The 25,917-nt window shown below is 32.4% G+C and carries 25 protein-coding genes; 5 read left to right on the top strand and 20 right to left on the bottom strand.

Features of this window, described 5'->3' with window-relative positions; genetic code table 11:
- Positions 1-215: 215 nt before the first annotated feature.
- The 14 genes from JYK00_RS02865 to JYK00_RS02800 all read right to left on the bottom strand — a co-directional run bounded on the left by JYK00_RS02865 (position 216) and on the right by JYK00_RS02800 (position 13,242).
- On the bottom strand, positions 216-1,583 hold the full coding sequence (locus JYK00_RS02865) for an O-antigen polymerase (RefSeq protein ID WP_207567199.1): 1,368 nt from the start codon (positions 1,581-1,583) through the stop codon (positions 216-218).
- Positions 1,584-1,752: 169 nt separating this feature from the next.
- On the bottom strand, positions 1,753-2,877 hold the full coding sequence (locus tag JYK00_RS02860) for a glycosyltransferase family protein (RefSeq protein WP_207567198.1): 1,125 nt from the start codon (positions 2,875-2,877) through the stop codon (positions 1,753-1,755).
- A 24-nt stretch (positions 2,878-2,901) separates the two neighbouring features.
- Positions 2,902-4,035 (bottom strand): glycosyltransferase family 4 protein, encoded by a 1,134-nt coding sequence (locus JYK00_RS02855; protein ID WP_207567197.1) that lies wholly within the window; start codon positions 4,033-4,035, stop codon positions 2,902-2,904.
- A 16-nt stretch (positions 4,036-4,051) separates the two neighbouring features.
- Positions 4,052-5,116: a GDP-L-fucose synthase family protein gene (locus JYK00_RS02850; RefSeq protein WP_207567196.1), complete on the bottom strand. Its 1,065-nt coding sequence runs from the start codon at positions 5,114-5,116 to the stop codon at positions 4,052-4,054.
- Between the two features lie 7 nt (positions 5,117-5,123).
- Entirely contained in the window at positions 5,124-6,290 is a 1,167-nt protein-coding gene (gmd, locus tag JYK00_RS02845; protein WP_207567195.1) for a GDP-mannose 4,6-dehydratase, read from the bottom strand.
- Positions 6,287-7,069: a glycosyltransferase family 2 protein gene (locus tag JYK00_RS02840; protein ID WP_207567194.1), complete on the bottom strand. Its 783-nt coding sequence runs from the start codon at positions 7,067-7,069 to the stop codon at positions 6,287-6,289. Before JYK00_RS02840 ends, gmd begins: the two co-directional genes overlap by 4 nt.
- Positions 7,066-8,316 carry an exopolysaccharide biosynthesis polyprenyl glycosylphosphotransferase gene (locus tag JYK00_RS02835; protein WP_207567193.1) on the bottom strand — a complete coding sequence of 417 codons (1,251 nt, stop codon included), beginning with the start codon at positions 8,314-8,316 and terminating at the stop codon, positions 7,066-7,068. The genes JYK00_RS02840 and JYK00_RS02835 overlap by 4 nt, the downstream gene beginning before the upstream one ends.
- A gap of 452 nt (positions 8,317-8,768) precedes the next feature.
- Positions 8,769-8,981, bottom strand: a complete 213-nt coding sequence (locus JYK00_RS02830; protein ID WP_207567192.1) for a DUF2283 domain-containing protein — start codon at positions 8,979-8,981, stop codon at positions 8,769-8,771.
- Complete coding sequence (locus JYK00_RS02825; RefSeq protein ID WP_207567191.1) at positions 8,978-9,217, bottom strand: DUF4258 domain-containing protein; 240 nt, start codon at positions 9,215-9,217, stop codon at positions 8,978-8,980. The genes JYK00_RS02830 and JYK00_RS02825 overlap by 4 nt, the downstream gene beginning before the upstream one ends.
- 694 nt (positions 9,218-9,911) lie before the next feature.
- Complete coding sequence (locus JYK00_RS02820) at positions 9,912-10,316, bottom strand: putative toxin-antitoxin system toxin component, PIN family (protein WP_207567190.1); 405 nt, start codon at positions 10,314-10,316, stop codon at positions 9,912-9,914.
- Positions 10,294-10,572, bottom strand: coding sequence for a hypothetical protein (locus tag JYK00_RS02815; RefSeq protein WP_228288194.1), 279 nt, complete (start codon positions 10,570-10,572; stop codon positions 10,294-10,296). Before JYK00_RS02815 ends, JYK00_RS02820 begins: the two co-directional genes overlap by 23 nt.
- A 200-nt stretch (positions 10,573-10,772) precedes the next feature.
- Entirely contained in the window at positions 10,773-11,117 is a 345-nt protein-coding gene (locus tag JYK00_RS02810; protein WP_207567189.1) for a DUF5615 family PIN-like protein, read from the bottom strand.
- Entirely contained in the window at positions 11,114-11,341 is a 228-nt protein-coding gene (locus JYK00_RS02805; RefSeq protein ID WP_207567188.1) for a DUF433 domain-containing protein, read from the bottom strand. The genes JYK00_RS02810 and JYK00_RS02805 overlap by 4 nt, the downstream gene beginning before the upstream one ends.
- Before the next feature lie 512 nt (positions 11,342-11,853).
- Positions 11,854-13,242, bottom strand: a complete 1,389-nt coding sequence (locus tag JYK00_RS02800; protein WP_207567187.1) for an ATP-binding protein — start codon at positions 13,240-13,242, stop codon at positions 11,854-11,856.
- Positions 13,243-13,903: 661 nt separating this feature from the next.
- On the opposite strand from JYK00_RS02800, the gene JYK00_RS02795 reads away from it, so the two are divergent.
- Both JYK00_RS02795 and JYK00_RS09890 read left to right on the top strand, forming a co-directional pair.
- The gene (locus tag JYK00_RS02795; RefSeq protein ID WP_207567186.1) at positions 13,904-14,137 is read left to right on the top strand and encodes a DUF2281 domain-containing protein; all 234 of its coding nucleotides are present in this window, start codon (positions 13,904-13,906) and stop codon (positions 14,135-14,137) included.
- 103 nt (positions 14,138-14,240) lie between these two features.
- Entirely contained in the window at positions 14,241-14,489 is a 249-nt protein-coding gene (locus JYK00_RS09890) for a PIN domain-containing protein (protein WP_207567605.1), read from the top strand.
- Between the two features lie 207 nt (positions 14,490-14,696).
- Here JYK00_RS09890 and JYK00_RS02785 read toward each other — a convergent pair whose 3' ends face one another.
- The 3 genes from JYK00_RS02785 to JYK00_RS02775 form a co-directional block, all read right to left on the bottom strand.
- The gene (locus tag JYK00_RS02785; RefSeq protein ID WP_207567185.1) at positions 14,697-15,860 is read right to left on the bottom strand and encodes a P-loop NTPase fold protein; all 1,164 of its coding nucleotides are present in this window, start codon (positions 15,858-15,860) and stop codon (positions 14,697-14,699) included.
- 701 nt (positions 15,861-16,561) lie between these two features.
- Positions 16,562-17,911, bottom strand: coding sequence for an ATP-binding protein (locus tag JYK00_RS02780; RefSeq protein ID WP_207567184.1), 1,350 nt, complete (start codon positions 17,909-17,911; stop codon positions 16,562-16,564).
- Positions 17,912-18,245: 334 nt separating this feature from the next.
- Positions 18,246-19,469 carry an ATP-binding protein gene (locus JYK00_RS02775; protein ID WP_207567183.1) on the bottom strand — a complete coding sequence of 408 codons (1,224 nt, stop codon included), beginning with the start codon at positions 19,467-19,469 and terminating at the stop codon, positions 18,246-18,248.
- Between the two features lie 503 nt (positions 19,470-19,972).
- On the opposite strand from JYK00_RS02775, the gene JYK00_RS02770 reads away from it, so the two are divergent.
- A complete protein-coding gene (locus JYK00_RS02770; protein ID WP_207567182.1) occupies positions 19,973-21,142 on the top strand; it encodes an ATP-binding protein in 1,170 nt (389 codons plus the stop codon).
- Between the two features lie 322 nt (positions 21,143-21,464).
- On the opposite strand, the gene JYK00_RS02765 is transcribed toward JYK00_RS02770, so the two are convergent.
- Positions 21,465-22,721: an ATP-binding protein gene (locus JYK00_RS02765; RefSeq protein WP_207567181.1), complete on the bottom strand. Its 1,257-nt coding sequence runs from the start codon at positions 22,719-22,721 to the stop codon at positions 21,465-21,467.
- A 474-nt stretch (positions 22,722-23,195) separates the two neighbouring features.
- Entirely contained in the window at positions 23,196-23,423 is a 228-nt protein-coding gene (locus JYK00_RS02760; protein WP_207567180.1) for a GIY-YIG nuclease family protein, read from the bottom strand.
- A 71-nt stretch (positions 23,424-23,494) separates the two neighbouring features.
- Between JYK00_RS02760 and istA the strand changes: the two genes are divergently transcribed.
- Both istA and istB read left to right on the top strand, forming a co-directional pair.
- Positions 23,495-24,709: an IS21 family transposase gene (istA, locus tag JYK00_RS02755; protein ID WP_207566283.1), complete on the top strand. Its 1,215-nt coding sequence runs from the start codon at positions 23,495-23,497 to the stop codon at positions 24,707-24,709.
- Positions 24,706-25,467, top strand: a complete 762-nt coding sequence (istB, locus tag JYK00_RS02750; RefSeq protein WP_207566088.1) for an IS21-like element helper ATPase IstB — start codon at positions 24,706-24,708, stop codon at positions 25,465-25,467. The genes istA and istB overlap by 4 nt, the downstream gene beginning before the upstream one ends.
- Here istB and JYK00_RS02745 read toward each other — a convergent pair.
- Complete coding sequence (locus JYK00_RS02745) at positions 25,457-25,618, bottom strand: GIY-YIG nuclease family protein (RefSeq protein WP_207567179.1); 162 nt, start codon at positions 25,616-25,618, stop codon at positions 25,457-25,459. The genes istB and JYK00_RS02745 overlap by 11 nt on opposite strands.
- Positions 25,619-25,917: the final 299 nt, after the last annotated feature.

The raw sequence follows: 25,917 nt of genomic DNA, 5'->3' as shown, positions 1-25,917 counted from the left end.
TTTAAGCTTTCTCACTTTAAACGTTGCAAGTTTCTTTCTTCCCTTACCCTAAGTGTTCCTGTTGTTCAAAAACTATGGAAATCAGAAAAATTTATTACATTTCCATTGTCTTCAGGTGCAGACATTGCGATACTTCTTAAAGAATCCATTAATCTCCCTCATATCATTTTGTCTTATTTCTTTTCAGTATTCCAAGTTAGAAAGCATCTAACATCTCAGTCCGATTTTTCATAGGATAGTAGTATAAGTTTTTTTGTGAATAGTTTTTGCAGTTTAATAATTAAAAATGGTATAGAAATAGTAGCAAGACTATAACCTACAAAATAAGCTAAGCACGAAATAAAATCTCCTCTAAATAAGAATAATACATAAAAATCTATAAACAGGGAATATAAAATCAAATAGTTATTATTAGTTTTTTTCAAATATGAAGATGTTTTTGAAAGGAAATTTAAAAACATAGCATACAAAAATAATCCAAAGATGGATAAATCAAAAAAGGCTTCTGAATAAACAGGATTAGAAATTTGTCTTTGAAATCCACCATAATTACTAATTATATAATCTCCAATGATTCCACCTGTTCCTTCTCCTTTTTTCTTATAAATACTTCTAGGGACAAAAAATAATAAACTTGTTAATGTCTGTTTTCCCCATTTATAACCAAATTTGTCAATATATTCAAATGTAAATTGAGCATTTATCCAAGAATCGTAATCCAATGATGTGATGTTCCTTTCAAAGTTTGTAAGATAGTTTAAAGTTATATCAAAAAACCTTGATGGTTCTTCAACTATTTTTGCGAAGTTGAAATATAAATGAGTAAATACTTTGACTGTGGGGTAGAGAAAAAGTAGTGATAAAAATAAAAAAATAAAAAAATATATCAAAGTTTTTTTGGTAATCACGAAATTTTTCTTCAATAAAATAAAGTAGAAAAACCACGATAAATAAATACTACCTAACACCCCTCTTTTTTCATTAAAAGGATTTTTAAAAATAAAAGCAATGGCGAAAGTTAACAAAAAAAACAAAATAGTTTTCAAAGAATTATTTTTGAATTTCAATTTTGAAAATGCTATTAAAAATGGAATAATTCCTACAAAGAAGAGAAATTTTTTTATGATAAGTTGAATAGCCCTAACGTTATTGTCAGGAACTAATGCAATATTTCCTTCTGCTATTATCAAAACATCTATTAAGTAATTTCTCATAAAGTAAATCAAAAACATAGAAATAAGGATAAAATAAGGAAGAAGTTTATTTAAATTCACATTTGTTGTTGTAAATCGAAGATAATTAACAATTTTATTAGCAATTATAGATGCGAGGTTATATTTTTTGCTTTTATCAATAAACATATAAACTATAAGAAATAAGGTCGACATTAATACATTTATAAACGCATATTTGTATATGAAAATAAGATTGTTAGGAAATTTTTTATAGTAAATTTGAAAAATTGGAGCAATATACAGATAGACCATATAATATGTAAATAAACAAAGATTAAATAGAGAACCTTTCTTCAAAACATGATAGTTGAAAAAGAGAATTAAAACAATATAAAGTTGTAAGAACATTAAAAACATTCCAAAATAATTCTCTATGATTAAGAGCAAAGGCAGAAAACAGAAAAAAAATGTTATTATAATCACTAAATTTATACTTAAACCTACTTTATAAAGCTTTATTATATCACTTCCCTTTGTTTAATGAAATTTAAATTTCTACTTTTCAATACAATTCAATTTAATTCAATTTAATTTTTTCTAACTCGTTTTTAACATCAAGGTAGAAATTATTGTAACTATAACCTTGTGCATATTCACTATTTTTTTTGAATATTTTTATTAATTCATCAGAAGTTAACCTTTTTGTTTTTTCAATTACTTCCTTAATCCCGTCAACTGAAAGATCTTTGATGAGGTAGCCATAATCCTCAATTTCATCAAAAGCTGCATATTTACTTACTAAAGGAATCATACCTAATCTCATCATATTCAAAACACTTCCTGGAACTCCTCCTTCACTTGCTGATGGTAAAATAATAAAAGATGTCTCTAAAGATATTTCATATAACTTTTTTGAGTGAATTTTCAGTGAACCGTGAAAATAAATATTACTTGTATAAAAAAGTTCCTTTTCAAAGATTTTTTGAAAATCGGGCTCTACTGGACCAACAACATGTAATTTATATTCATCATTTTTTGAAAAATAATCTAAAACTAAATCCAATCCCTTTAAAATTGCTCCCTTCCCACCAAACCACAAAAAAACTTTATCATTGAATTTTTCTTTTTTTAACTTCTCATTATATTTTAAAAAATCAAATGTTCCTTGTCTAACCAACCTTATTTTACTTCTCAAATTACTTGGATACGTTTCTATTGTATATTTTGAACCTATTTGAAAAATGTAATCTGCTATTTCTGCCGAATTATGTTCTGGAACCATTCTAACATATTTTAAATTAGCTTTCTTTTTTTTATTCACTTCATCTGTTCTTGAAATTATCATTTTATTTTGATGTTTATAATATGCACCAGTTGCAAAATATATCTTTATTGAATCGGGATAGTAATTAGACAATCTCAAAAAATTTGGTTCTATTCCAAAAACTATTTTTACTTGTTCTTTGTCAAGATTAATTTTAAGATTAGTTTTATTATATTGTATTCCATAATAATTAAAATTAAATCTTTTAAAACATTCAAATAAAACCAATGCTCCATATCGATTCTGGTGTGCTAACATGTATCTTTTTATTTTTTTTAAATAAAAAGGTAAAGTCAAATATGAAACTAAAACCCATGGATAATTTTTTTTATAAATTTTTTTATAGGTTCCAAAAGCGTTAGAAATAATACTCTTCAAATCTTTCACTCCTTTGAATTAATGCTACATGGTTATTAATCTAAATAAATCAAGATACCTTCTTGTAACTGTTGTTAATTCATATTCGCTGAAGTGTTGTTTTAACTTTAAATTCGTATTTTTCACAACTAAAATCTGATCAATCCATTGTTCAACACTATAAGGATCATCAACATAATATGCTTTCCCTTGAGTTACCTCATACAACGATGCTTTTTTTGTAGTAATAGTAGGAACACCTAACTCTATGGCTTCCACCGGAGGCGCTCCAAACCCTTCAAAAATACTCGGAAATAAAAATATAAATGAATTTTTATATAGAGAATTTCTTTCCATATTACTTATGTATCCTGTGAAGATTATATTTTCTTTTAAATCTAAATTTTTAATCAATTTATTTAATTCCTTTTTTCCTTTTGTACTTATTCCACTTATTAATAATTTCTGAGGTAAATATTTATATTTATTTTTAATTTCTTTCATAATGTATAGTAATACTTTCGTATTTTTATGAGGTAATAATGAAGAAATAGTGTAAAAATATTTCTTTGATTCAATACTGTATCTTTTAGATAATACCTCAAAATCTTCAAATTCATCTAAATTTGAAATAGGAATATATATAACTTCTATTTTTTTCTGGTCTTTACTTTTTAAATTAAATTTGCTAATTAAATCGTTTTTTACGAAATTTGAAATTGTCACTATTTTATCGGATGTGTACAAAGCGTTAAGCCAAGAAATTTTCATCCACATAACATATTTGTTAGAAAAATACTCAGGATAATGCAAAGCTTGCAAATCGTGTATTACTGTAACATATTTAATTTTTTTGGATGTTAAAAAAGGTTTGCTATATACAGGAATAAACATAACATCTATTTTTTTACTTTTTGCATATCGATCTAAATTAAAATTTTCCCAAACAATTCTATTTAGCACCTTTTCATTATTTATATTACAAGTAACCTCATAAAACTTTTCATTATTAAAATATTTTGCGAATGTATACTTATTGTTTTTTGACAAAAATAAATAAAATTTAAATTCATCATCAGAATATTTCAAAAAACCATCTAATAAATTTCTAATATAAGATTCAGTTCCACCGACTTTACCAGGTCTAAGCCATAACAAATCTATACCCACCCTAATCATTTCGTACACCTCTACTCTAAATGTTATTTACTAACATTTTTATTCCCATTTCCAAAGATATTTTATATCTCCACCCCAGTTTATTCAACCTTGTTACATCCAATAACTTCCTTGGTGTACCATCGGGTTTACTTGTATCCCATTTTATTTTTCCTTTGTATCCCACTATTTCTTTTATCATTTCTACCAAATCTTTTATCTTTACATCTTCTCCTGTTCCTATGTTTACAAAGTAGTCTGGTGATATTTTTTTCATTTTTTCTGCTTCAACTTCATTCATTAAATATATACAAGCATCAGCTAGATCATCCACATACATAAATTCTCTATATACTTCTCCTGTCCCCCATACTGTTATTGATTCTTTAGTTATTCCTACTTTTTCTAATACCTTTTCTATTGTCTTTGGATCTTCTTTATTTATTTCTTTATCAAGTCCAAATCCTATTGGATACTTTTCTACATCTTTTATTATATCTTCATATCTTTCTTCCATCAATAATTTTCCTAAATGAAATTTTCTCAAAAGTGCGGGCAATACATGAGATGTTTCAAGATTAAAATTATCATTAGGTCCATAAAGGTTTGTTGGCATTACGCTTATAAAGTTTGTGCCGTATTGCTCGTTAAAATACCTTACCATTTTTATTGCAGAGATTTTTGCTATCGCATAGGGTTCATTTGTTGGTTCAAGTTCTCCTGTAAGTAGATATTCTTCTTTCATTGGTTGTGGTGCATATTTTGGATATATACATGATGAACCAAGATTTAGAAGTTTTTTTACACCGTATCTATACGATGCTTCTATTACATTTCCAGCTATCATTATGTTTTGGTATATAAATTCTGCTTTGTATGTGTTATTTGCAAGTATTCCTCCAACCTTTGCCGCTGCTAAAAATACATATTCTGGCCTTTCTTTTTCAAAAAATTCTCTTGTTGCTTTTTGGTCTGTAAGGTCAAGTTCTTTATGTGTTTTTGTTATTATATTTGTATATCCAAGCTCTTTTAATTTTCTAACAATAGCTGAACCAACAAGCCCTCTGTGCCCCGCTACGTATATCTTTGAATCTTTTTCCATTTTATGATCACCCTTCTTTTATTATTTCATTTCTGTGTTTTTCTTTTATTGCAAGCATCAAGTCATATTTTACCATTTTTTGTATTAATTCGTCAAAGGTTACTTCTGGTTTCCAGCCAAGTTTTTCCCTTGCTTTGCTTGCATCTCCTAAGAGTATATCTACTTCTGTGGGTCTGAAGTATTTTGGATCTACTTCTACTACTGTTTTTCCTTTTTTTAGGTGCTGAAGATTCAATTTAAAGTTTTCTAAATCCGGGTGGCTTTGTTTTACTTTTTCTACAAAGTCTATTAATTTGTCTTTTTCTATGTTTTTAATTATTCCTTTTTCATTTATATCTTTTCCTTCCCATTCAAGTTTTATTCCCAGGTTTTCAAATGTTTTTTCGCAGAATTCTCTTACAGAATGTGTTTCACCTGTTGCAAGGATATAATCATCTGGCTCTTGCTGCTGAAGCATAAGCCACATTCCTTTTACATAATCTTTTGCATATCCCCAATCTCTTTTTGCATTTAGATTTCCAAGGTATAATTTTTCTTGTGTTCCCAATAAGATCCTTGTCGCTGCTCGTGTTATTTTTCTTGTTACAAATGTTTCGCCTCTTCTTTCTGATTCATGGTTGAATAATATTCCATTACAGGTAAACATATTGTACGCTTCTCTGTAGTTTATTGTTATCCAATATGCGTATAATTTTGCAGCTGCGTATGGACTTCGTGGATAGAATGGTGTTGTTTCTTTTTGGGGGATTTCCTGCACCTTTCCAAAGAGCTCACTTGTAGATGCCTGGTAGAATTTTACTTTCTTTTCTAAGCCGAGAAGCCTTATTGCTTCAAGTAGTCTTAACGTTCCCAATGCATCTGAGTTTGCTGTGTATTCTGGTATTTCAAATGATACTTTTACATGACTTTGCGCAGCAAGGTTGTATATTTCATCTGGTTGGATTTGTTGAATAAAGTTTACAAGCATTGTTGAATCTGTCATGTCTCCGTAATGCAAGAATAATCTTGCCCCCTCTTCATGTGGATCTTTATATAAATGGTCTATTCTTCTTGTGTTAAATGTTGATGATCTTCTAATCAATCCGTGTACTTCATATCCTTTTTCTAAAAGTAGTTCCGCTAAATATGAGCCGTCCTGGCCTGTGATACCGGTAATTAGGGCTTTTTTCTTCAACTCTTTAAACCTCCTATCATTTGTGCAACTCGTTTAAAAAGTCTCATTACTAAAAAAAAACTAAAAGGAATTTTCACAAAATTATTTCTCTTCAAGGTATCAAAAATTTCTTTATTACCTTTTAGCATATTCTTGAAGCTTTTAGTGCTTGTTCCACCCCATCTCATGGCAACAATTACTCTATTTATATGTTGAATGTTAACATCACTTCTCATAACAATTCTAAGCATAAAATCGTAATCAGACGCTATTTTATATTTCGTATCAAACTTGCCAACTTTATTTAGTACGGTTTTTCTTACGAACAAAGCAGGGTGTGGTATTTGCCATCCCGTTGCTATTTTATTTTTCCTAAATTCGCCACTTTTCCAGTATCTAATAATCTTTTTAATATTTTTTCTTGAAACGTAGATCACATTTCCATAAGCTACATCTAACTTGCTGTTAATGAAAGTTGAAACAACATCAGAAATTACGTATTTATCTACGTAAAAATCGTCAGAATTCAAAAAAGCAATTATATCACCTGTTGCTAAATCTATGCCTTTGTTCATTGCATCATATATACCGTCGTCCTTCTCACTTATGTATTTTGTTATAACTCCTCGTCTATAATACTGTTGTATAATGTCCTGAGTGCCGTCTTTCGAATCACCATCTACAATTATATACTCTATATTTTCATAAGTTTGAGCTCTTACACTTTCAATAGCATCAACTAAAAACTCTGCAGCATTATAGGTGACTGTTATTATACTTACTTTTAAAGTTTTATTCACTTCGCTCCCCTCTTCCAGAACACAGCTTCTATTGTTTGAAGTATTATTTTTAAATCCAGGAGGATGTTTCTGTTTTTTACATACCATAGGTCATAGCTTAATTTCTTTTTTATCTCTTCTGTATTGGATGCGTATTTATACATTATTTGTGCCCAGCCGGTAAGGCCTGGTTTTACATGGTGCCTTTGTGAATAAAATGCTATTTCTTTTTCAAATTGTCTGGCAAAGGGTATTTGCTCTGGTCTTGGTCCAACGATGCTCATATCACCTTTTAAGATGTTTATAAATTGTAATGATTCGTCTATTCTAAGCGGTCTGATTATCCTGCCAATTTTTAATATTCTATCCTGTTCTTGATCTGCAAATTTTGCTTTATCTTTTTTTTGTTTTTTCATGCTTCGAAATTTTATAAGTGTAAAGTGTTTATTGTTTTTCCCAACCCTCAACTGCTTAAAAACAACTGGTCTTCCATCTTCTATTAATATTGCAATTGCTGTTATTAGCATGAAAGGAGAAAATATTATTAAGCCTATTATTGATACAAAGAAGTCAAGTATTCTTTTTGCTGGTGATTCTTTTGTATTTTGAAATGCTATTTCATAGTATTCTTTGAATTTTAATGCAACTTTTATTGGTATTCTTTTTAACGTGTGTTCAACAAGGTTTGGGAGATATTCTATTTCAAATTTTTCTTTTAGTTCGTTTATTTCTGCTTCCACATGTTTTTCAAGTTCCTGGTCAGCAACAAGGAGCGCGTCGTATTGGTTAATTTTTTGTGTTAATAATGCTGGCGTTGGGTTTAGAAATTCTGCAAATTTAAGTTTTCCCTGTGATTTTTCTTCGATTTCTTTTAGTATGTCTTTTAGTTCTTCTTTTTTTCCTATTACAAGGTATTTCTTCTGGGGTATGTTTTTCATTAAAATAGAAAACTCTATTTTATGTAATACAGGGATTACTATAATCAGGATAAAAGCGTTGTATATGAAAAACCAGCGGTTTAATACGCTTTCAAATATTGGATAGAAAACCAAGATTCCAATGAAGCCTATTATGATTCCTGCAAAGGTTCTTATTAGTTGTTCGTTGTATTCTTTTAGATAATCTGGATCGTATACTCTGAAAGCGTATATTCCCAACCATATTATAAACGAAAGAAAGGCTCCTGTAAATATGGTAGAGGTTATGAAATGATTTAAAAGGAATATCAAGAAAATATCAATGAAGGAGATTATTTTTATGATTTTCATGCTCATCCTCCAGGTGAAAATTAATTCTATTTTACATATATTATAACATATGTTGGCGAGAGTTAGCAAGGTTGGCGAGGGTTGGTGAGGGTTGGTGAGGGTTGGGGAAAAGATTAAGATTCCTCACGTACGTTCGGAATGACAATAAGGAAAAAGATCCTTCGTCGCTGGCGCTCCTCAGGATGACAAAAAAGAAAGATCCCTCGTCACTTCGTTCCTCGGGATGACAAGAGAAGAAAATTCCTCGGGATGACAAACAAAAGAAGAATATTCCTCAGGATGACAGGAGAGGAATAGTCCTCGGGATGACAGGAAAGAAGGACGGGATGACAATAAAAAAGTGGGATTTTGGGATGACCGGGAAAAGAAGATATGTTCATAATAACAAGAAATAATGTTTGAAATGCTAAGATAGATATTTAAAACAATCAATAGGTGAGCGGCAGATCTATTTATGTTTCTACCAATACTTTTGGAAGTGCTCTAATAAATATTTCATCTATGTCTACTTTGTCAGAAGCGTGAAGTATTTCTATTGCTACTATATTTCCCTGAGCGTCATAATCTACTATTATGTTTTCATTTATTTCATCCGAATCTACTATTTTATTTTCGTTAAGTCTTATATAAAGAGCATCAACTTCTTTTGAATACCTGATTTTCATTCTTTTTTACCTCCTTTCCAGTATTTTGTTACCCTGGAAGTATAATACACCGTAATTATTAAGTTATTTTCGGTGATAACTCTCATAAGTTTGTTTCCTATAAGTTTATGGTAAATGGTCCTTCCATACTTTCCCGTCACTATTTCATCGGGATTCTTTAATATCTCTTCAACTAATTTTTTGGATATTCCTCTGCTTTTGAGATTTTCAAGAGCATGCTCGGTCCACTTTAACACTAAATTTCACCTCGAGTGAATTATACCATATTTAGCGAGGTTGGCGAGGTTAGTAAAAGAATAAGATTCCTCGCTTCGCTCGGAATGACAATAAGGAAAAAGATCCCTCACATTCGTTCGGGATGACACTCTCTCTTTATGTCATTCCGAGGAGTGTTAGCGACGAGGAATCTTGTAATTGGCGAGGGTTGGCAAGATTGGCGAGGTTAGTAAAAAAAATAAGATTCCTCACATTCGTTCGGAATGACAATAAGGAATAAGATCCCTCGTCACTTCGTTCCTCGGGATGACACTCTCTCTTTATGTCATTCCGAGGAGTGTTAGCGACGAGGAATCTTGTAATTGGCGAGGGTTGGCAAGATTAGCGAGATTGGCGAGGTTAGTAAAAGAATAAGATTCCTCGCTTCGCTCGGAATGACAATAGGGAAAAAGATCCCTCGTCACTTTGTTCCTCGGGATGACAAGAGAAGAATATTCCTCAGGATGACCTTTTTTTCCTTTGTCATTCCGAACCCGAAGGGTGAGGAATCTTACCCTTTCTGTCATTCCGAGGAGCGTAGAAGGCGAGGAATCTTGTATTTGGCAAAAGTTGGCAAGGCCTGTCCTGAGGAGTGAAACGACGAAGGATCTTGCGAAAGTTGGTAAAAAGTGATACTCTTTCGTTTCACGAATGAACGGTCTTGCAAGAGTTTACTCAAATTTTCTTATAAATTTTGATAAATTCATCAGGTGTGAATATTTTAATATTTTTGAGGCTCTTGAAGTGTTTTGTGTTTCCGGTTATTATTGGGATATTCAGATAATATGCCACTTCAATAAAAGGAAGATCCCCGGAGTCTGTTAATTTAATTGGGAGTGAAGGTGGTGATACAAGTATAGATACAGACTTTAGGTAAGAAATAAAGTCATTAATGAGATCTTTTGGAAAAGAAAATTTGTCCCTTAGAAGAACTTCGTTGTATTCGCTAATTATTCTACTATCGGCACAAATTGTAAATTCCCCCGAGAGAATTAAATTTAAAATTTTCGCGGGAGTACTATTGGGTTTTATTAAACCTGAAACAATTACGTTAGTATCAACGACTACTTTTGTTTTCATTTCTAACTTCCTTTACTACCTGGTTGATTTCTTCGTCAGAAATTTTATCTAATCTTTTTTGCTTCGAAATAAGGCGAATTTTTTCAACAGCAATCATTGCTTTTGCTTGTTTTAATGCAAGTAGAGTATTTTCTGGATCACCATCAATGCGGGTAACCACAGCAACAGGTTTTCCATTTACAGTTATAATAGTTTCCTCATCTTTCCACAAGATCGCAGGGTTAGATCGTAATTCTTTACTATTTACATAACGCACAATATCGCCCCCTAAATATCCTACTATATATCATACCATATAATAGCATGCTTGGCAAGGCCTGTCCTGAGAAACGTTAGTGCCAAAGAATTTCGCAAGATTAGCAAGAGATTCTCCCTCTGTGTCATTCCAAACCCGAAGGGTGAGGAATCTTATGATTAGCGAGGTTGGCGAGGTTAGTAAAAGAATAAGGGACTTATTTAATACATTTTTCTGATCTTATATCCTTTTTCAGTAATAACTATGAATTTATTTGTCAATTCTTTTTGTTCTTTAAGTACTTTTTTTAGAAGTTCTTGAGACTTTAGTATATCATTTACCCTTAAAAGAATAATACCTGGTATTTTTTCTCCAAATCGAAATACTAATTCTCCAAAGTCTTTGTCTGAAGTTACAAGTATTGCCAGATGTTCTGCTGTTAGTTTCATGACCTCATCGTCTGTTGCGCCTTTGCAAATGTTTCTGATACTTTCAACGTTATATCCAAGGTTTTTAAGGAAGGTTTCTATGCTTTTTGGAATGTTTTCATCTGTTATGAATTTCAAATAAAAACCTCCTCGCCTTCGAGGACTTTTTCAGCGTATAGTACTGCTGCTCTTATATCAGCTTTTTCCAGACCGTATTCGTTGCAGATTTTTTCGAATTCCCAGCCATTTGCTATATGTTTTAATATTAATTCAACTGGTATTCTTGTTCCTTTTATAATCGGTTTTCCTCCAAGTACGTCTCTCCTTGTTTCTATTCTTTCAAGTAGTTTTTCTTTCGACATTAAAACACCTCCAGGCATATAAATCTTCTATTTCCCTCATATTATAGCATAAGGTCAGTAAGAGTGTGTCCCATGTTATTTCACCACCCTTTTTTGTCATTCTAAGCGCAAGGGGCGAAGAATCCCCCTCCTGTGTCATTCCGAGGAGCGTAGAAGGCGAGGAATCTTGTATTTGGCAAAAGTTGGCAAGATTGGCGAGGTTAGTAAAAAAAACAAGATTCCTCACTTCGTTCGGAATGACAAAAAATGAAGAATAAGGAATAAGATTCCTCACTTCGTTCGGAATGACAATAAGGAATAAGATCCCTCGTCACTTCGTTCCTCAGGATGACAAAAGAGGAATATTCCTCGGGATGACAAGAGAAGAATATTCCTCAGGATGACATCCTTTTTTTTGTCATTCTGAGCACTGAGTGCGAAGAATCTTAATTGACGAGGTTGGCATCCCCGAAATGTGTCATTCCGAGGAGCGGATGCGACGAGGAATCTTGTATTTAGCGAGATTAGCGAGGTTAGATAAGTAATAGAAATGTTTCAATAGGGATGGCTATGATGTTTTCTGCTCTGAATGTTGTGTTTTTAGTTACTAAAATGCCTTTTCCAAATACTTTTTTCATTGTAAAAAAGTCTGAGGGAGAGATTTTGGTTTGATATTTAATTTCTATTGGTATAACTTTTCCATTTTGTTTTATAAGAAAATCTATTTCTTTGCCTTTTTGAGAATACCAGAAATATGGTCCTGAATAGAGAACCAGGCCGCTGGAAAAGTCTTTTGAGAATTTCAATAAATGGGTAAAAACAATTTGTTCAATTTGTGTTGGAACTTGTATTTGATGACCTGTTATATGTTCAATGACTCTGGTGATTATTGCGTCAACCGGGTATATTTTCTTTTGCTTTTTTGGTTTTATTGAATTTTTTGAAAAGTCATAGAAGAATAGTGTGCCAATGAGGAAGTTCATGCCGAGTAATTGTATATAATCTTCTATAGTATTTTTGGAGTTGATTCCTTCGATACTATTTGCAAGTGAATTCCACGAGAATCTCTGACCTATTAATTTTGGGATTTCAAATAGTAATTGGTTCATTATAAATCTTGATCTTTTAAATCTTTCTATATCTCCGTATAAATAGTCGCTGTATGTTTTTAATGTTTCTATTGTTATTAATCCGTTCTCAAGGTAATCGTTAATAACTTTGGGGAAGCCTCCTGAATTTAGATATGCGGTAAATTCATTTTTATACATTGAAAGTTGAAGTACTATTTTTCTTAGGTCTTTTTCACTGGCAGAAAATAAATCTTTAAATTGGTATTGTATATTTACTTTGTGTCTTTGCTCTACAAATTCTCTGAATGTTACAGGAAGATAGATAATGTCAAAGCCCGCCTGTCTTCTTCCGGGAAGTCTTTCTATTGAATTTTTTAAATCATAAGAGGAGGAACCTGTTAAAACAACGAAAGCGTTTTTTAGAAGCCCCGTGTCATAAAGATGTTTTATAGCAAATTGCCAGCTTTTAACACTTGAAATTTCGTCAAAAAAAATGTAAGTTTTATTATCTGCTGTTTTACCAAAGCTTTCAGCAAAATCAAAATAATCAAGTGCTAATCTTAATAGTCCTTCGGCATCTTTTACCATATCAAGTGAGGCATAAAAAATGTTTATGGGATTTTTCCCGGAGTCTATAAGCTTCTTTATTAACAATTTTAAAATAGTTGTTTTGCCTATTTGCCTGGGGCCTCTAAGCACGTAAATTCCTTCTTTGAATTTTTCAAGTTTTTCCATGAATGCGGGGACGTGTTTAAAACTGCTTTTTACAAAACTTTTTATATGCATATCAAAGTGTATTGAATTTTTATCTTTCCACCATGGATTTTGCCGTTGAATAAATGAAAAATCCACAATAACACCTCCGAAAATTCACTGACAGTGTTTATTATAACATATTTGTCATGATGGTGACTAAATAAGGCCCAATTTAGTCAACAAGATTCCTCGCGTACGTTCGGAATGACAATAAGGAATAAGATCCCTCGTCACTTCGTTCCTCGGGATGACAAAAGAGGAATATTCCTCGGGATGACATCCTTTTTTTGTCATTCTGAGCACGGAGTGCGAAGAATCTTAATTGACGAGGTTGGCATCCCCGAAATGTGTCATTCCGAGGAGTGTTAGCGACGAGGAATCTTGTTTCTCTGTCATTCTGAGGAGTGAAACGACGAAGAATCTTATAATTGGCGAGAGTTAGCGAGAGTTGGCGAGGTTAGTAAAAAATAAGATTCCTCACGTACGTTCGGAATGACAATAAGGAATAAGATTCCTCGCTTCGCTCGGAATGACAATAGGGAAAAGATCCTTCGTCGCTACGCTCCTCAGGATGACAAAAAAGGAGAAAGGGGATGGCAAGAGAGGAATATTCCTCAGGATGACAAAAGAGGAATATTTCTCGGGATGACATCCCTCTTCTTGATGGTGTTTCTCAGGATGACTATGAGGATGGTATTATGGTACAATATTTTTGAGGAAAATAGTAAAAGAGCCATATTTAAAGGTGGTGAAGTTAATGGATTTAATAGAAAAGATAAATCGGCTTTCTACAATGGAAAGAAAAGAAGTAGAAGATTTTGTTGACTTTCTTCTTGCAAAAGAAAGAAAACGAAAGAATTCACTTAAAAAAATCAGAGGCATAATCGCAGGTAAAATCAGTGATTTTAACGCGGTTGAACTTCAACATAAAGTGCTGGAATGGGGGACAGGTGGTGAAAGGATATCTCCTGGACACAAACATTCTAATTGAATATATGACAAATGGAACACATGCTGAAGATATAGAGAAATTTTTAAAAGAGATTCCCTGCGAAAAATTGTTTATAAGTTTGTTCACGATTTATTCTATTTGAATAATTTTCAGTCGTTATAATCTTGAAAGGGAATTTCGTGTTTTTATCGATGTTATAAAAGAATTTAATATTGTTGAAGTTGGCCTGGATGACCTTCCAAAGCTTTTTGAGATTTCAAAACATTATAATCTTGATTTCGATGATTCTTACCAATATTATCTGGCAAAAAGCTTAGAACTTAAAATTGTCAGTTACGATGCTGATTTTGATAAGACTACACTGGGAAGAATCATGCCAGGTAAAAGTTAGCGAGAGTTAGCGAGATTGGCGAGGTTAGTAAAAAAAATAAGATTCCTCGCTTCGCTCGGAATGACAATAGGGAAAAGATCCTTCGCCTTCACACTCCTCAGGATGATATCCCCATCACATTCGTTCGGGATGACAGGGAATGTAGTTGGCAGAGATTGGTTGTGACATATGTGACAATTGTCTACAACGTGTGACAGTTGTGACTGTTTAGTTAGATATGATATAAAGTATCTTACCGGAAACTTTTAATTTTCCGTTTCTTTCGAGTATTAATCCATTTTCTTTTAATCGATTTATATAGGTGTATGCTGTTTGTCTTTTTATCCCCTCTTTTTCTAATTTTTTTACCAGCTCGTTCCTGCTCCCGCTGTATTTTGCTATTACATTTAGTACTTTTTCCTGAATTTCGGTTAAATCCAGTGAGCTTTCAAAATATTTTTTAGTAATTTTTTTAAGAGTTTCGGTAGCAGATTTGCCCGTTATTCTTTCCAGGTCAAGATTATCCAGAACAATTTGTTGAGAGATCCATAGAGCGTCTCTTGGATTACCATCGCTGTATTTTGCTATTTCATATAACGTATCGCTGTCGAAAAAATCGGGGTATTTTTCTAATCTTTTCATAATCATTTCTTGAATTTGCCTGTCGCTCAAAGGTTCTAAAAAGAGAACGTCTTTTAAAATGTTTTCTAAATTTCCAGATTCGTTCCATCTTAGTCTATCTTTTGTATATTCCCGGTATATTGCAAATGGAAGAGATAATATTACTACCAGGTTGTTTTTGTCGAATATACTTTTGAGTGAATCCAGAATCATTAGTACTTCTTCTTTTTTTTCTTTGTCAAGTTCGTCTATAATCAGTACTATTCTTTTATACTTTTTAAGTAATAGATTAAGGATGCTGTCTAACAAATCGTAAGCTTGATAGATATTAAACTTTTTTATACGAGTTGTGCTTTTAGAAAAATTTCCGCTGACAATAACGCCGCCACCTGCTCCCACAGAATTGGTTATATTTCTTTCTTCGATAACAAATTCTATTGATTCTTTAGCGATTTTCGAGAGCTCTGGTTTTTCGTATTTTTCTACCTCTTTGGCAAGTTTATATAACATATCACCGATTATTACTTCTTTGTTTTCTTTTTCCGTAAGTTTCAGGTAAATTCTTTTTCCTTCACCGGGATCAAGAAAGTTTAATAATGTTGTTTTTCCAACACCAGTTTCACCACATACACCATATACACCTAAAGGCTGAAAAGAGCATATTGTATTGAGAAAATTTATTTCTTCTTTTCTATCAACAAGTAAATTTCTGGATGATAAAGGGGCGTCAAAAAGAGCCTGGAGAATTTCTTTTATTTTACTCTTTTTCACAGTTTCACCACCTGTGATAGATTTGATGTTCGATTTTATTATACCACGTTGTGTGACTTGTGTGACAATTGTCTATACTGTGTGACAGCTGTGACATGTGCTTCATTTGGAAGGTTGGCCCCTTCCTACGTCATTCCGAGGAGCGCATGCGACGAGGAATCTTGTTTCTCTGTCATTCTGAGGAGTGAAACGACGAAGAATCTTATAATTGGCGGAGTTAGCAAGATTGGCGAGGTTAGCGAGGTTAGTAAAAAAAATAAGATTCCTCACATGCGTTCGGAATGACAATAAGGAATAAGATCCCTCGTCACTTCGTTCCTCGGGATGACAAAAAAGGAGAAAGGGGATGACAAAAGAGGAATATTCCTCGGGATGACATCCTTTTTTTGTCATTCTGAGCACGGAGTGCGAAGAATCTTAATTGACGAGATTGGCATCCCCGAAATGTGTCATTCCGAGGAGCGTTAGCGACGAGGAATCTTGTTTCTCTGTCATTCTGAGGAGTGAAACGACGAAGAATCTTATAATTGGCGAGAGTTAGCAAGATTGGCGAGGGTTGGGGAAAAGATTAAGATTCCTCACGTTCGTTCGGAATGACAATAAGGAATAAGATCCCTCACATTCGTTCGGGATGACACTCTCTTTTTATGTCATTCCGAGGAGCGTAGAAGGCGAGGAATCTTGTATTTAGCGAGGGTTGATTAGTGAATTATATTGTCTAATGTTATAAGTTTTACATCATCACTTTCTTTTAATCCTTCAAATCCGTTTTTTGAGAATAGGTAGTAGATGATTTTTACCGGTTCATATTCGAGGTCTTTTAGAAGGTAAGGTATTTTTCTTTTTAAACTGTTCAAAATCTTTCCATCTATTTTCTTGTTTGTCCATTTGCATTCTCCAACATATAAGGTATTATCTTTAACACCAACAATGTCTATCTCATTTCCAGCTCCCCACCATCTTCCAGCTTTTTCAATACCAGTATGTTTTTCAAAATATTGTTTTGAAATTTTTTCAAAGGTAAAAGAAACATGCTGTGAAAGGGTTGTTTTTATTTTTTCAAGAAGTTTGCTGCCAAGGCCTCGATATATCATTTCCTGGTGGGGATAAATGTAGCGGAAATAAAATCTCAGGTATTCATCATTAATGTAATAAAACGCTTTTTTCTTAGCTTTTTTTAATGAAAATGGTTGTTCTTTTTTTATAAGCTCAAGTTCAAGGAGCCTTGAAAGGTAGGTACCTATGCTTTTATATTCCATGCCACTTTCGTTTGCTATTTCATTTGGGGTTGTTTTTCCGTTTGCTATGGCGGTTAATATGGAAAAGTAATTTGATGGGTCTTTTTTAAACTCTTCAAGAGTCAGGAATTTCCCCTCTTCTACAAGAAATTCTCCCGGAGTTAATATTTTTTCTTTTAAAGCATCAAAAAAGTTGGTGTATTTTGAAAATTCAAGAAGATACAGGGGGACACCGTCTGTAACGCTGTAAGCAAGAACATAATCTTGCTTCGAATCGAAATTAAAAAATTTCACAGAATCTTCAAAATTCATTGGTAATATTTTGTATTGGCCTGTTCTGCGACCGTATATTGGGCTGTTTTGTGAAAGTGCTATTTTTTCTATCATTCCACTGTATGAACCACACAGAATAAACTTTACGTCTTTTTTTGAAAAATTTTTGTCCCACCATCTTTGAAATATGGATAGAAAAGAATCGTCTTTATATGGAATATATTGAAATTCATCAATAACAACGGTATTGATTTTTCTGGTGTTGATTGCCATGTCTAAAAAGGAAAAGAATTCTTCCCATGAGTTAATTTTCAAACTTTCAGGAAGATTTATAAGTTCTTTTATTTCGTTCAAGAATCTGTTCATTAGTGGAACGCTCCCTGAAAGATCAGCGGTGAAGAAAAGACCGTTTTTAATCACATGTTCAAGAAGGAAAGTTTTACCAACGCGTCTTCTACCATAAATTATTAACAATTCAGACCTTTTGCTGGAAAGTTTTCTTCTGAGAAAATTTTTTTCTTTATCCCTATTAATAAACATGTTATCACCTCAAATGAATTATATCATAATTTACTAAAGATATATTTACTAAATTTATCTTTAGAAAAAGTAAGATTGGCGAGGTTAGTAAAAGAAGATCCTTCGCCTTCACACTCCTCAGGATGACATCCCCCTCACGTACGTTCGGAATGACAATAAGGAATAAGATCCCTCGTCACTTCGTTCCTCGGGATGACAAAAGAAAAATATTCCTCGGGATGACACTCTCTTTTTACGTCATTCTGAAAAGCAAAAAAGCGAGGAATCCCCCGCCAGTGTCATTCCGAGGAGCGTACGCGACGAGGAATCTTATAATTAGCGAGGTTAGCGAGGGTTAGTACAAGAATCCTATAAGGTAGAGTGGTATTATATTACCAAAACCTATTTCAATATTATCTCGAAGTATGTATGCGTTTTCCAGATTAGATATCTGTTTTTTTCCTTTGCTTTTTCCACCTATTTCAAAAATATATTCTTTTTTATTATCTTCTACCAGGAAATCACCCGATGGTGGAATATATAATTTTTTACTTTCTAATTGTGATACAAAGAAGGATTCTCTTATGTTGCCAGGTTTCGGGTTTCTGATCCATCTTTCTTTCATGATGGCATAGTAGAAATTTGGGGAAAGGAAAAATATTTTGGCATTTTTTATTGAACGTAGTGACGCTCTTTTTGTTCGAATGATTCTTAAAATATCTGCTTTTTGAAGAAGTTCAAACAGTTCGTAAACTGTTTCTTTTGATACTCCCAATTCTTTAGTAATTGAAGAAACACTGAAAGTTGGTATATTAGAATCTGCAATAAAAGCAATTAATTTTTTCAATGGTAATATTGTTTCGCTTTTTAAAATTTTAAGGGAGGGGATATCTTCGTATATTACCTTATCAAGGATGTTTCGAGTTAGTGAGTGATAGTCTTCTTCTTTAAGTCCAATAAAGAAAGGGAAACAGCCAAAGCGAAGGAAGTTTTTAAAATGTAATAGTATGTTTTTTACTTTTTTGGTTAATTTACTGGCAAAATAAACATGATTATTTAATAGATCTTCCAGTGTTATTTTTTCAAACTTTTCTTCTGTTATTATTTCTAAGTATTCTCTGAAAGAAAGGGGGTGTAAATTATAAACCAGAGTTCTTCTTGAAAGATCTCCTTTCTGGGTGGATATTTCAAGTTTAGAACTACCTAAAATTATCAATTTTTTATCAGGATAAGCATCGCAGATAGCTTTTATTTGCAGAGACCAGTCGGGGTATTTATGAACTTCGTCAATAATTAAAGATTCGCCTCCATACTTAAAATATTCCATTGCTATATCATATAAGCCTTCCCGAAGAACAAGAGGATTATCTGCAGAAATGTACAGCATCTTATCCGGACGATTAATATTTTCTATATAGTATTGGAGTACCATGGTGGTTTTTCCTGTTCCACGGGCTCCCATTATTGTGATTACATTATAATCCCAATTGATTTTTTTATATAAATATCTTTTGAATTTTAGTGGTACTTTTTTAGCTATATTTGTTTGAATGCCAACAAGCTCAGGTATGATATCCATGTTTTCCACTCCTTTCTTGTTCCATTTATATTTTACCATTTTTTGACTACTGTATTGTTCTTTTTCTTTATAAAATGACTGTTACAGTAGCCAAATTAACAGGAGTTGGCGAGGCTAGTAAAAAAAACAAGATCCCTCACATTCGTTCGGGATGACAATAAGGAATAAGATCCCTCGTGACTTCGTTCCTCGGGATGACAAAAGAAGAATATTCCTCGGGATGACACTCTTTTTTTATGTCATTCTGAGAAGCAGAAAAGCGAGGAATCCCCCACCAGTGTCATTCCGAGGAGCGTAGAAGGCGAGGAATCTTGTATTTAGTGAGTGTTGGCAAGATTGGCGAGGGTTAGTAGAAAAAAGTTTTATAGTTTTGATACGAAACGAATATTGTCTAAAATCGTTTTAATATAAAACTATATTTGGGTTTATTTTTGTTATTCGTTTTGTGTTAAAACTAATATATGGTATAATCGTTTTAAATCGAAACGAAGGGTGGGTTATTAATGGATGTGATTGAGATAATTGAAAGATTAGAAACAAGGAAGGAAAGGATGGTAAGTGCCCTTCCAGAAAGGAAAAGATTGTATTTTGAAAAGTTAGAAAGAATGGATAGTGAAAGAGGAATCCTGTTATATGGTCCAAGAGGTGTTGGAAAAACGACGTATTTGCTATTTAGTGCAAAAAGATATAATTTTTTCTATGTTTCAGGTGATGATCCGCTGCTTTCCCAGATTTCACTATATAATCTTGGAGAGAGGGTTTTTCTGGAAGGATTTAGTGGATTGATAATTGATGAAGTGCATTTCTTGAATAATTGGAGTATCCAGGTAAAATCTTTGTATGATTCTTTTCCAGACAAGAAAATCTGGATAAGTGATAGTAGTAGCATTATTTTGAGAAAGGGAATTGCTGATCTTTCAAGAAGATTTATAAAGGTTAGAATGCCTTTGTTATCGTTTAGGGAATATATTTATCTTGCAACTGGAAAAAAGATAGACAAGATAAACTCTCCTTTTGCTTTTGATAGAGAATATATAATTTCTTTGGCAAAAGACATAGAAGTTTTAAAACTATTTAAAGAGTACTCTTCGTCTGGTACGCGGCCGTTTTTTTTAGAAGGGAATTTTTCTGAAAAGATGAAAAATGTACTGGAAAAGACGTTGTATAATGATATTCCATATTTTTTGGAGTCAGTTAGAGATAATCACCTTCGGTTAATGAACGCAATTATTAGTTATTTGCTTTATTCAAAAATTCCCACTATTAATATTGATTCAATGTGTAAGGAATGGGGTGTTGGAAAGCCAAAACTATATGAGCTTATGCGTGTTATGGAAGAATCAGAATTGATCAATATTGTTCATAAGGAAAGAGATTTTAAAGTAAACTCAAAAGGAGATAAGATTTTTCTTTCAGATCCATCATATTATTACATATACGAAGGGGAAATAGGAAACTTTAGAGAAGCGTTTGTTGTTTTTGCGTTAAGAGAAAAAGGCAAAGTATATTCGATGAAAAATGAAAAAGACGGAGATTTTATTTTTGACGGCATGAAAATTGAAGTTGGAGGAAAAAGTAAAAAGCAAAAGAATTCTGAGTTTGTTATAAGGGATGATCTGGATTTGCCTATTAGAAATAAAATACCATTGTGGGTACTTGGACTTTTGTGGTGAGGCATTTAGTTAGCGAGGTTGGCGAGAGTTGGGAAAAAACAAGATTCCTCACGTACGTTCGGAATGACAATAAGGAATAAGATCCCTCGTCACTTCGTTCCTCGGGATGACAAAAGAGGAATATTCCTCGGGATGACACTCTTTTTTTATGTCATTCTGAGAAGCAGAAAAGCGAGGAATCCCCCACCAGTGTCATTCCGAGGAGCGTAGAAGGCGAGGAATCTTGTATTTAGTGAGTGTTGGCAAGATTATCGAGTTTGATGACAGTGAGAATAGTAATGTGATAAGGAGCTGCGTATGTATTAATGTGCAGGTATAATTATTAAAAATAATTAGAAATGATTTGCTTAATTTCATAAAAAGGAATTATCTTGATTTTTGTTTTGTGTAACACATTTTCGTGTTTGGATGTTAGGTTTATAACTATTGCTTCTTGCGGTTGATATTTCTGGATAAAACTTCTCATTGCTCTTGTAATTTCAAATTTTTTAAGTTTCTTATATTCTACTTCCACAGGAAGGAGATTTAAGCCTTTTCTTAAAATGAAATCTACCTCTGCTTTGTCTTTTGTTCGCCAATAGTGAATAGAAAAGTCATATTGTTTTGATAAATTATACAATTCAAGATATACAAAATTTTGAAATAGAAAACTATAGTCTCTTACATTTCCAAATTCTCCTGAAGCGTAATTTTTTAGACCCAGATCTTTGAAATAGCAAATTGGTGATTTGGTTAGTTCTTTTGATTTGTTTGTAAAAAAAGGCCGTATTGTATCGATAATGTATGTTTTTTGAAGATACCACAGATATTCTTTTAATGTTTTTGTAGATATACCGGCTTCTGATGAAAGATCTGAAAAGTTGAGTATTTTTCCTGTTAAGTGGGATAATATTCTTACTAATAGATTAAATTCACTGGTTTTGGCAATTCTTAAAAAGCTTGTTATGTCTTTTTCAATGTAACTTTGAAAAATTTCCTTTATTATCTCATTTTTTTCTTTCAGGCTTGTTTCAAGTATAACTCGAGGATAACCACCAAAATTCATGTACTCTTCTATGAAAGATAAAGTTTTATTTTTTTCTAAATCGAAAAAGTTATTCAATTTGTTTTCGTATTTGTAATTTGTTTTGTAATTTACGAATTCTTCAAAAGTTACAGTTGGGAGTTCAAATATTCTTTTTCTTCCTGCGAGCGATTCGTGAATTTTTTCTTTAAGTTCAATGCTTCCAGAACCTGATACAATGAATTTATACGATAAGTTCATATCATATATTCCTTTTAAAAATGAACCTGCGTTTTCTTTTCTTTGAATTTCATCGATAAATACATAACCTTTAGAATTTCCTATTTCTAACTCGATTTTTTTCAATAGATCTGCCTGGGATTTAAAATATTTCATATCTTCTTCTATGTCAAGATTTAAGAATAATGTTTTTTCTCCTTTTGATATAAGTTCTTTTTCAATAATTTTCATCAATGTGGTTTTTCCACTTTGTCTTGGACCGGTAATAATGGTGATTTCAGGTTTATTTAAATGGTTTTTGATTTTTTCAAGTACGTTTCTTTTTATAAGGTTCATGTTTTCACCTCATGTGAAGAATACTTTATTTAAATTATAACACGAAAATTTGGGAAATATACTTCCTTTTTAGTACGAGTTTTTTGGAAGCACATTTTGCTATTAGACCGATGATTTGGCGAGGTTGGCGAGGTTGACCTTCCACCCATGTCATTCCGAACCCGAAGTGTGAGGAATCTTACCCTTTCTGTCATTCCGAGGAGCGCATGCGACGAGGAATCTTGATTTAGCGAGGTTGGCGAGATTGGCAAGATCAGTAAAAAATAAGATTCCTCGCTTCGCTCGGAATGACAGTAAAGAATAAGATCCTTCGTCGCTACGCTCCTCAGGATGACAAAAAAGAAAGATCCCTCGTCACTTCGTTCCTCGGGATGACAAAAGAAGAATATTCCTCGGGATGACAGAAAAGGAGTCTTCAGGATGACGTTCCCCTTTTTTGTCATTCTGAGCCCGTAGGGCGAAGAATCTTGTAAATTATAATCTGTAACTTAAATCTTTCCATTCAGGATTCATAGACTCAACCAGCTTATTTTTCTTTTCCCTTCTCCAACCTTTTATTTCTTTTTCTCGCTCAATGCATAATTTTATGTCTTCATACATTTCAAAATAAACTAACTTATCCACATTGTATTTTTTTGTGAAACCTTCTACAAGCTTTTCTTTGTGTTCAGAAACTGTAAATGGTAAAATACAAATGGACAAAAAGAGGAAAATAAAAATGCACAAAAATGTACATAAATGGTATCCTTCCTTTGGGAGGAGGGATACCAAAGATGGAGAAAATCAAACAACATTTGCAAATGTTAAGGGGGATGAATTTGAAACCTAACTTTTCTGAACTAGCAAGGATATATGGGATAGATAGAAGAACTGTAAAGAAGTATTGGGAAGGTTATCAGGGAAAGCCTAAAACTAGAAACAAACCCAGTAAGCTGGATAAATATTTTGAAAAAATAGCGATGTTAATGTCAATTAAAGGAATTACAATTAGAGCGGCATATGAAAGATTGAGAGATGAAGAAGGAGATGTAATTGGAACATATTCGAACTTTAGGAAATATGTAAAAAGGAAGGGGTTGAGAGCTGAGAAGAATTCTAAAGGACATCCGAGGTTTGAAACTTTACCTGGTATTCAAGCTCAAGTGGATTGGAAAGAAAATATGAGATTACATTCAAAAAGTGGTGAAGAATTTGTAGTAAATGTATTTAATTACAAATTGGGATATTCAAGATACTGTTACTTTGAATACAGACAAAGCAAAACACAACAAGATATTTTTGAATGTTTAATCAACGCATTTAAAGCTACAGGTGGTGTTCCTCAAGAAATACTATTCGACAATATGAAATCTGTTGTAGATATTACCGAAAACGGTAGAAAAATAAACAACAAGATGAAAGCTTTTGCGAAAGATTTTGGGTTTAAAATTAAATTATGTAAGCCAAAGCACTCATATACCAAAGGGAAAGTAGAATCAGCAAATAAATTTTTAAATTGGTTATTAGCATATAATTACGCTTTTGAAAGTGAGGAAGAATTAAAGGATATAATCAGAAGGATAAATAAAAAAGTCAACACACGAATAAATCAAGCAACTAATGTTCCACCACTGTTGTTGTTTCAAAAAGAAAAGGAGTATTTATTCCCACTACCAAAAAGACATATCATTGAATCATATGTAGATTATTCTGTCAAAGTTAAAGTCCAAAAAGATTCATTGATATACTACAAAGGGAATAAATACTCCGTTCCACCAGAATACATAGGAAAAATAGTTAATTTAAAAATCAATGAGAACTACATCTATGTGTATTATATCACAGAGTTAATAGCAGTACACGAAATAACAGGTAAAAAAATTAATTATCTTAATAACCATTATATGGCATTAATGAGAAAGCATATAAAAAGCGGCGAAGAATTAAAAGAAGTATGTGAGAATAATTTAAAAAATCTGGATAAATTCTTGCAGGAGGGAAATGTATGAATGTTTATATAAAATTACAAAACAATCTGGAAGAATTGAATCTGGTAAATATGAAAAATAATCTGGATAAATATATAACCCTTATAAATAATGAAGAAAAAAGCATAGTAGAAGCATTATATGAATTAAGTGAATTAGAGTTAAAAGCAAAGAGAAAAAGAGCTATTGCTTCAATGGTAAAAGTTGCTAATTTTCCTTTTTTGAAAGGAATAGAAGATTTTGACTTTGATTTTCAACCTGGAATAAATAAACAACAAATCTTAGATTTAAAAAGCTTAAGATTTGTGGAAAATAATGAAAATATATTATTTGTAGGTACTCCAGGAGTTGGTAAAACGCATCTTGCTGTTTCATTGGGAATTGAATGTGCAAAACATAGATACTCAACATATTTTATACATTTTCAAGAATTAATAGCTCAATTGAAAAAGGCTTTAAAAGAAAATAGATTAGAAGTAAGACTAAAACATTTTGCAAAATACAAAGTATTAATAATAGATGAAATAGGATATTTACCAATAGATAAAGATGGTGCAAATATATTCTTCCAGTTAATCTCAAAAAGATATGAAAAACATTCAACGATAATAACAACCAATACACCGTTTTCAGAGTGGAGTGAAATATTTGGATCCCCTGTCCTGGCTCAAGCAATCCTGGATAGACTACTGCATCATTCCCACGTAATTTCAATTAAAGGTGAATCATATAGATTAAAGGAAAAACTCGAATTTTTCTCTAATTCTTCTAAGCAATAATACTTTTTTTGTCCATTATTATTTTCCCTTTTTTATGCATTTTTATCTTGACTTTTACAGAAACTCTTCTTTGAAGATTATTTGTTATTCCTATATACATAACTTTGTTATTCCAATTTGTAAGAATGTAAAGAAAATATTTTTTATCCATAGTTTCATTCTAACATATCAAAACCTTCATTTTGAAATATAGTTACTTAAAAATATAGTTGATAAAAAACAAGATCCCTCACATTCGTTCGGGATGACACTCTTTTTTTATGTCATTCCGAGGAGCGTCGGCGACGAGGAATCTTATAATTAGCAAGGTTGGCGAGATTGGCGAGGTTGGTAAAAAAATAAGATTCCTCGCTTCGCTCGGAATGACCGTAAAGAATAAGATCCTTCGTCGCTACGCTCCTCAGGATGGCAAAAAAGAAAGATCCCTCGTCACTTCGTTCCTCGGGATGA

The organism is Thermosipho ferrireducens, from assembly GCF_017358165.1.
GTDB classification, from domain to species: domain Bacteria; phylum Thermotogota; class Thermotogae; order Thermotogales; family Fervidobacteriaceae; genus Thermosipho_B; species Thermosipho_B ferrireducens.
The sequence above is the reverse complement of the archived record's forward strand: the minus strand, read 5'-3'. Positions and strand labels throughout refer to the sequence as shown.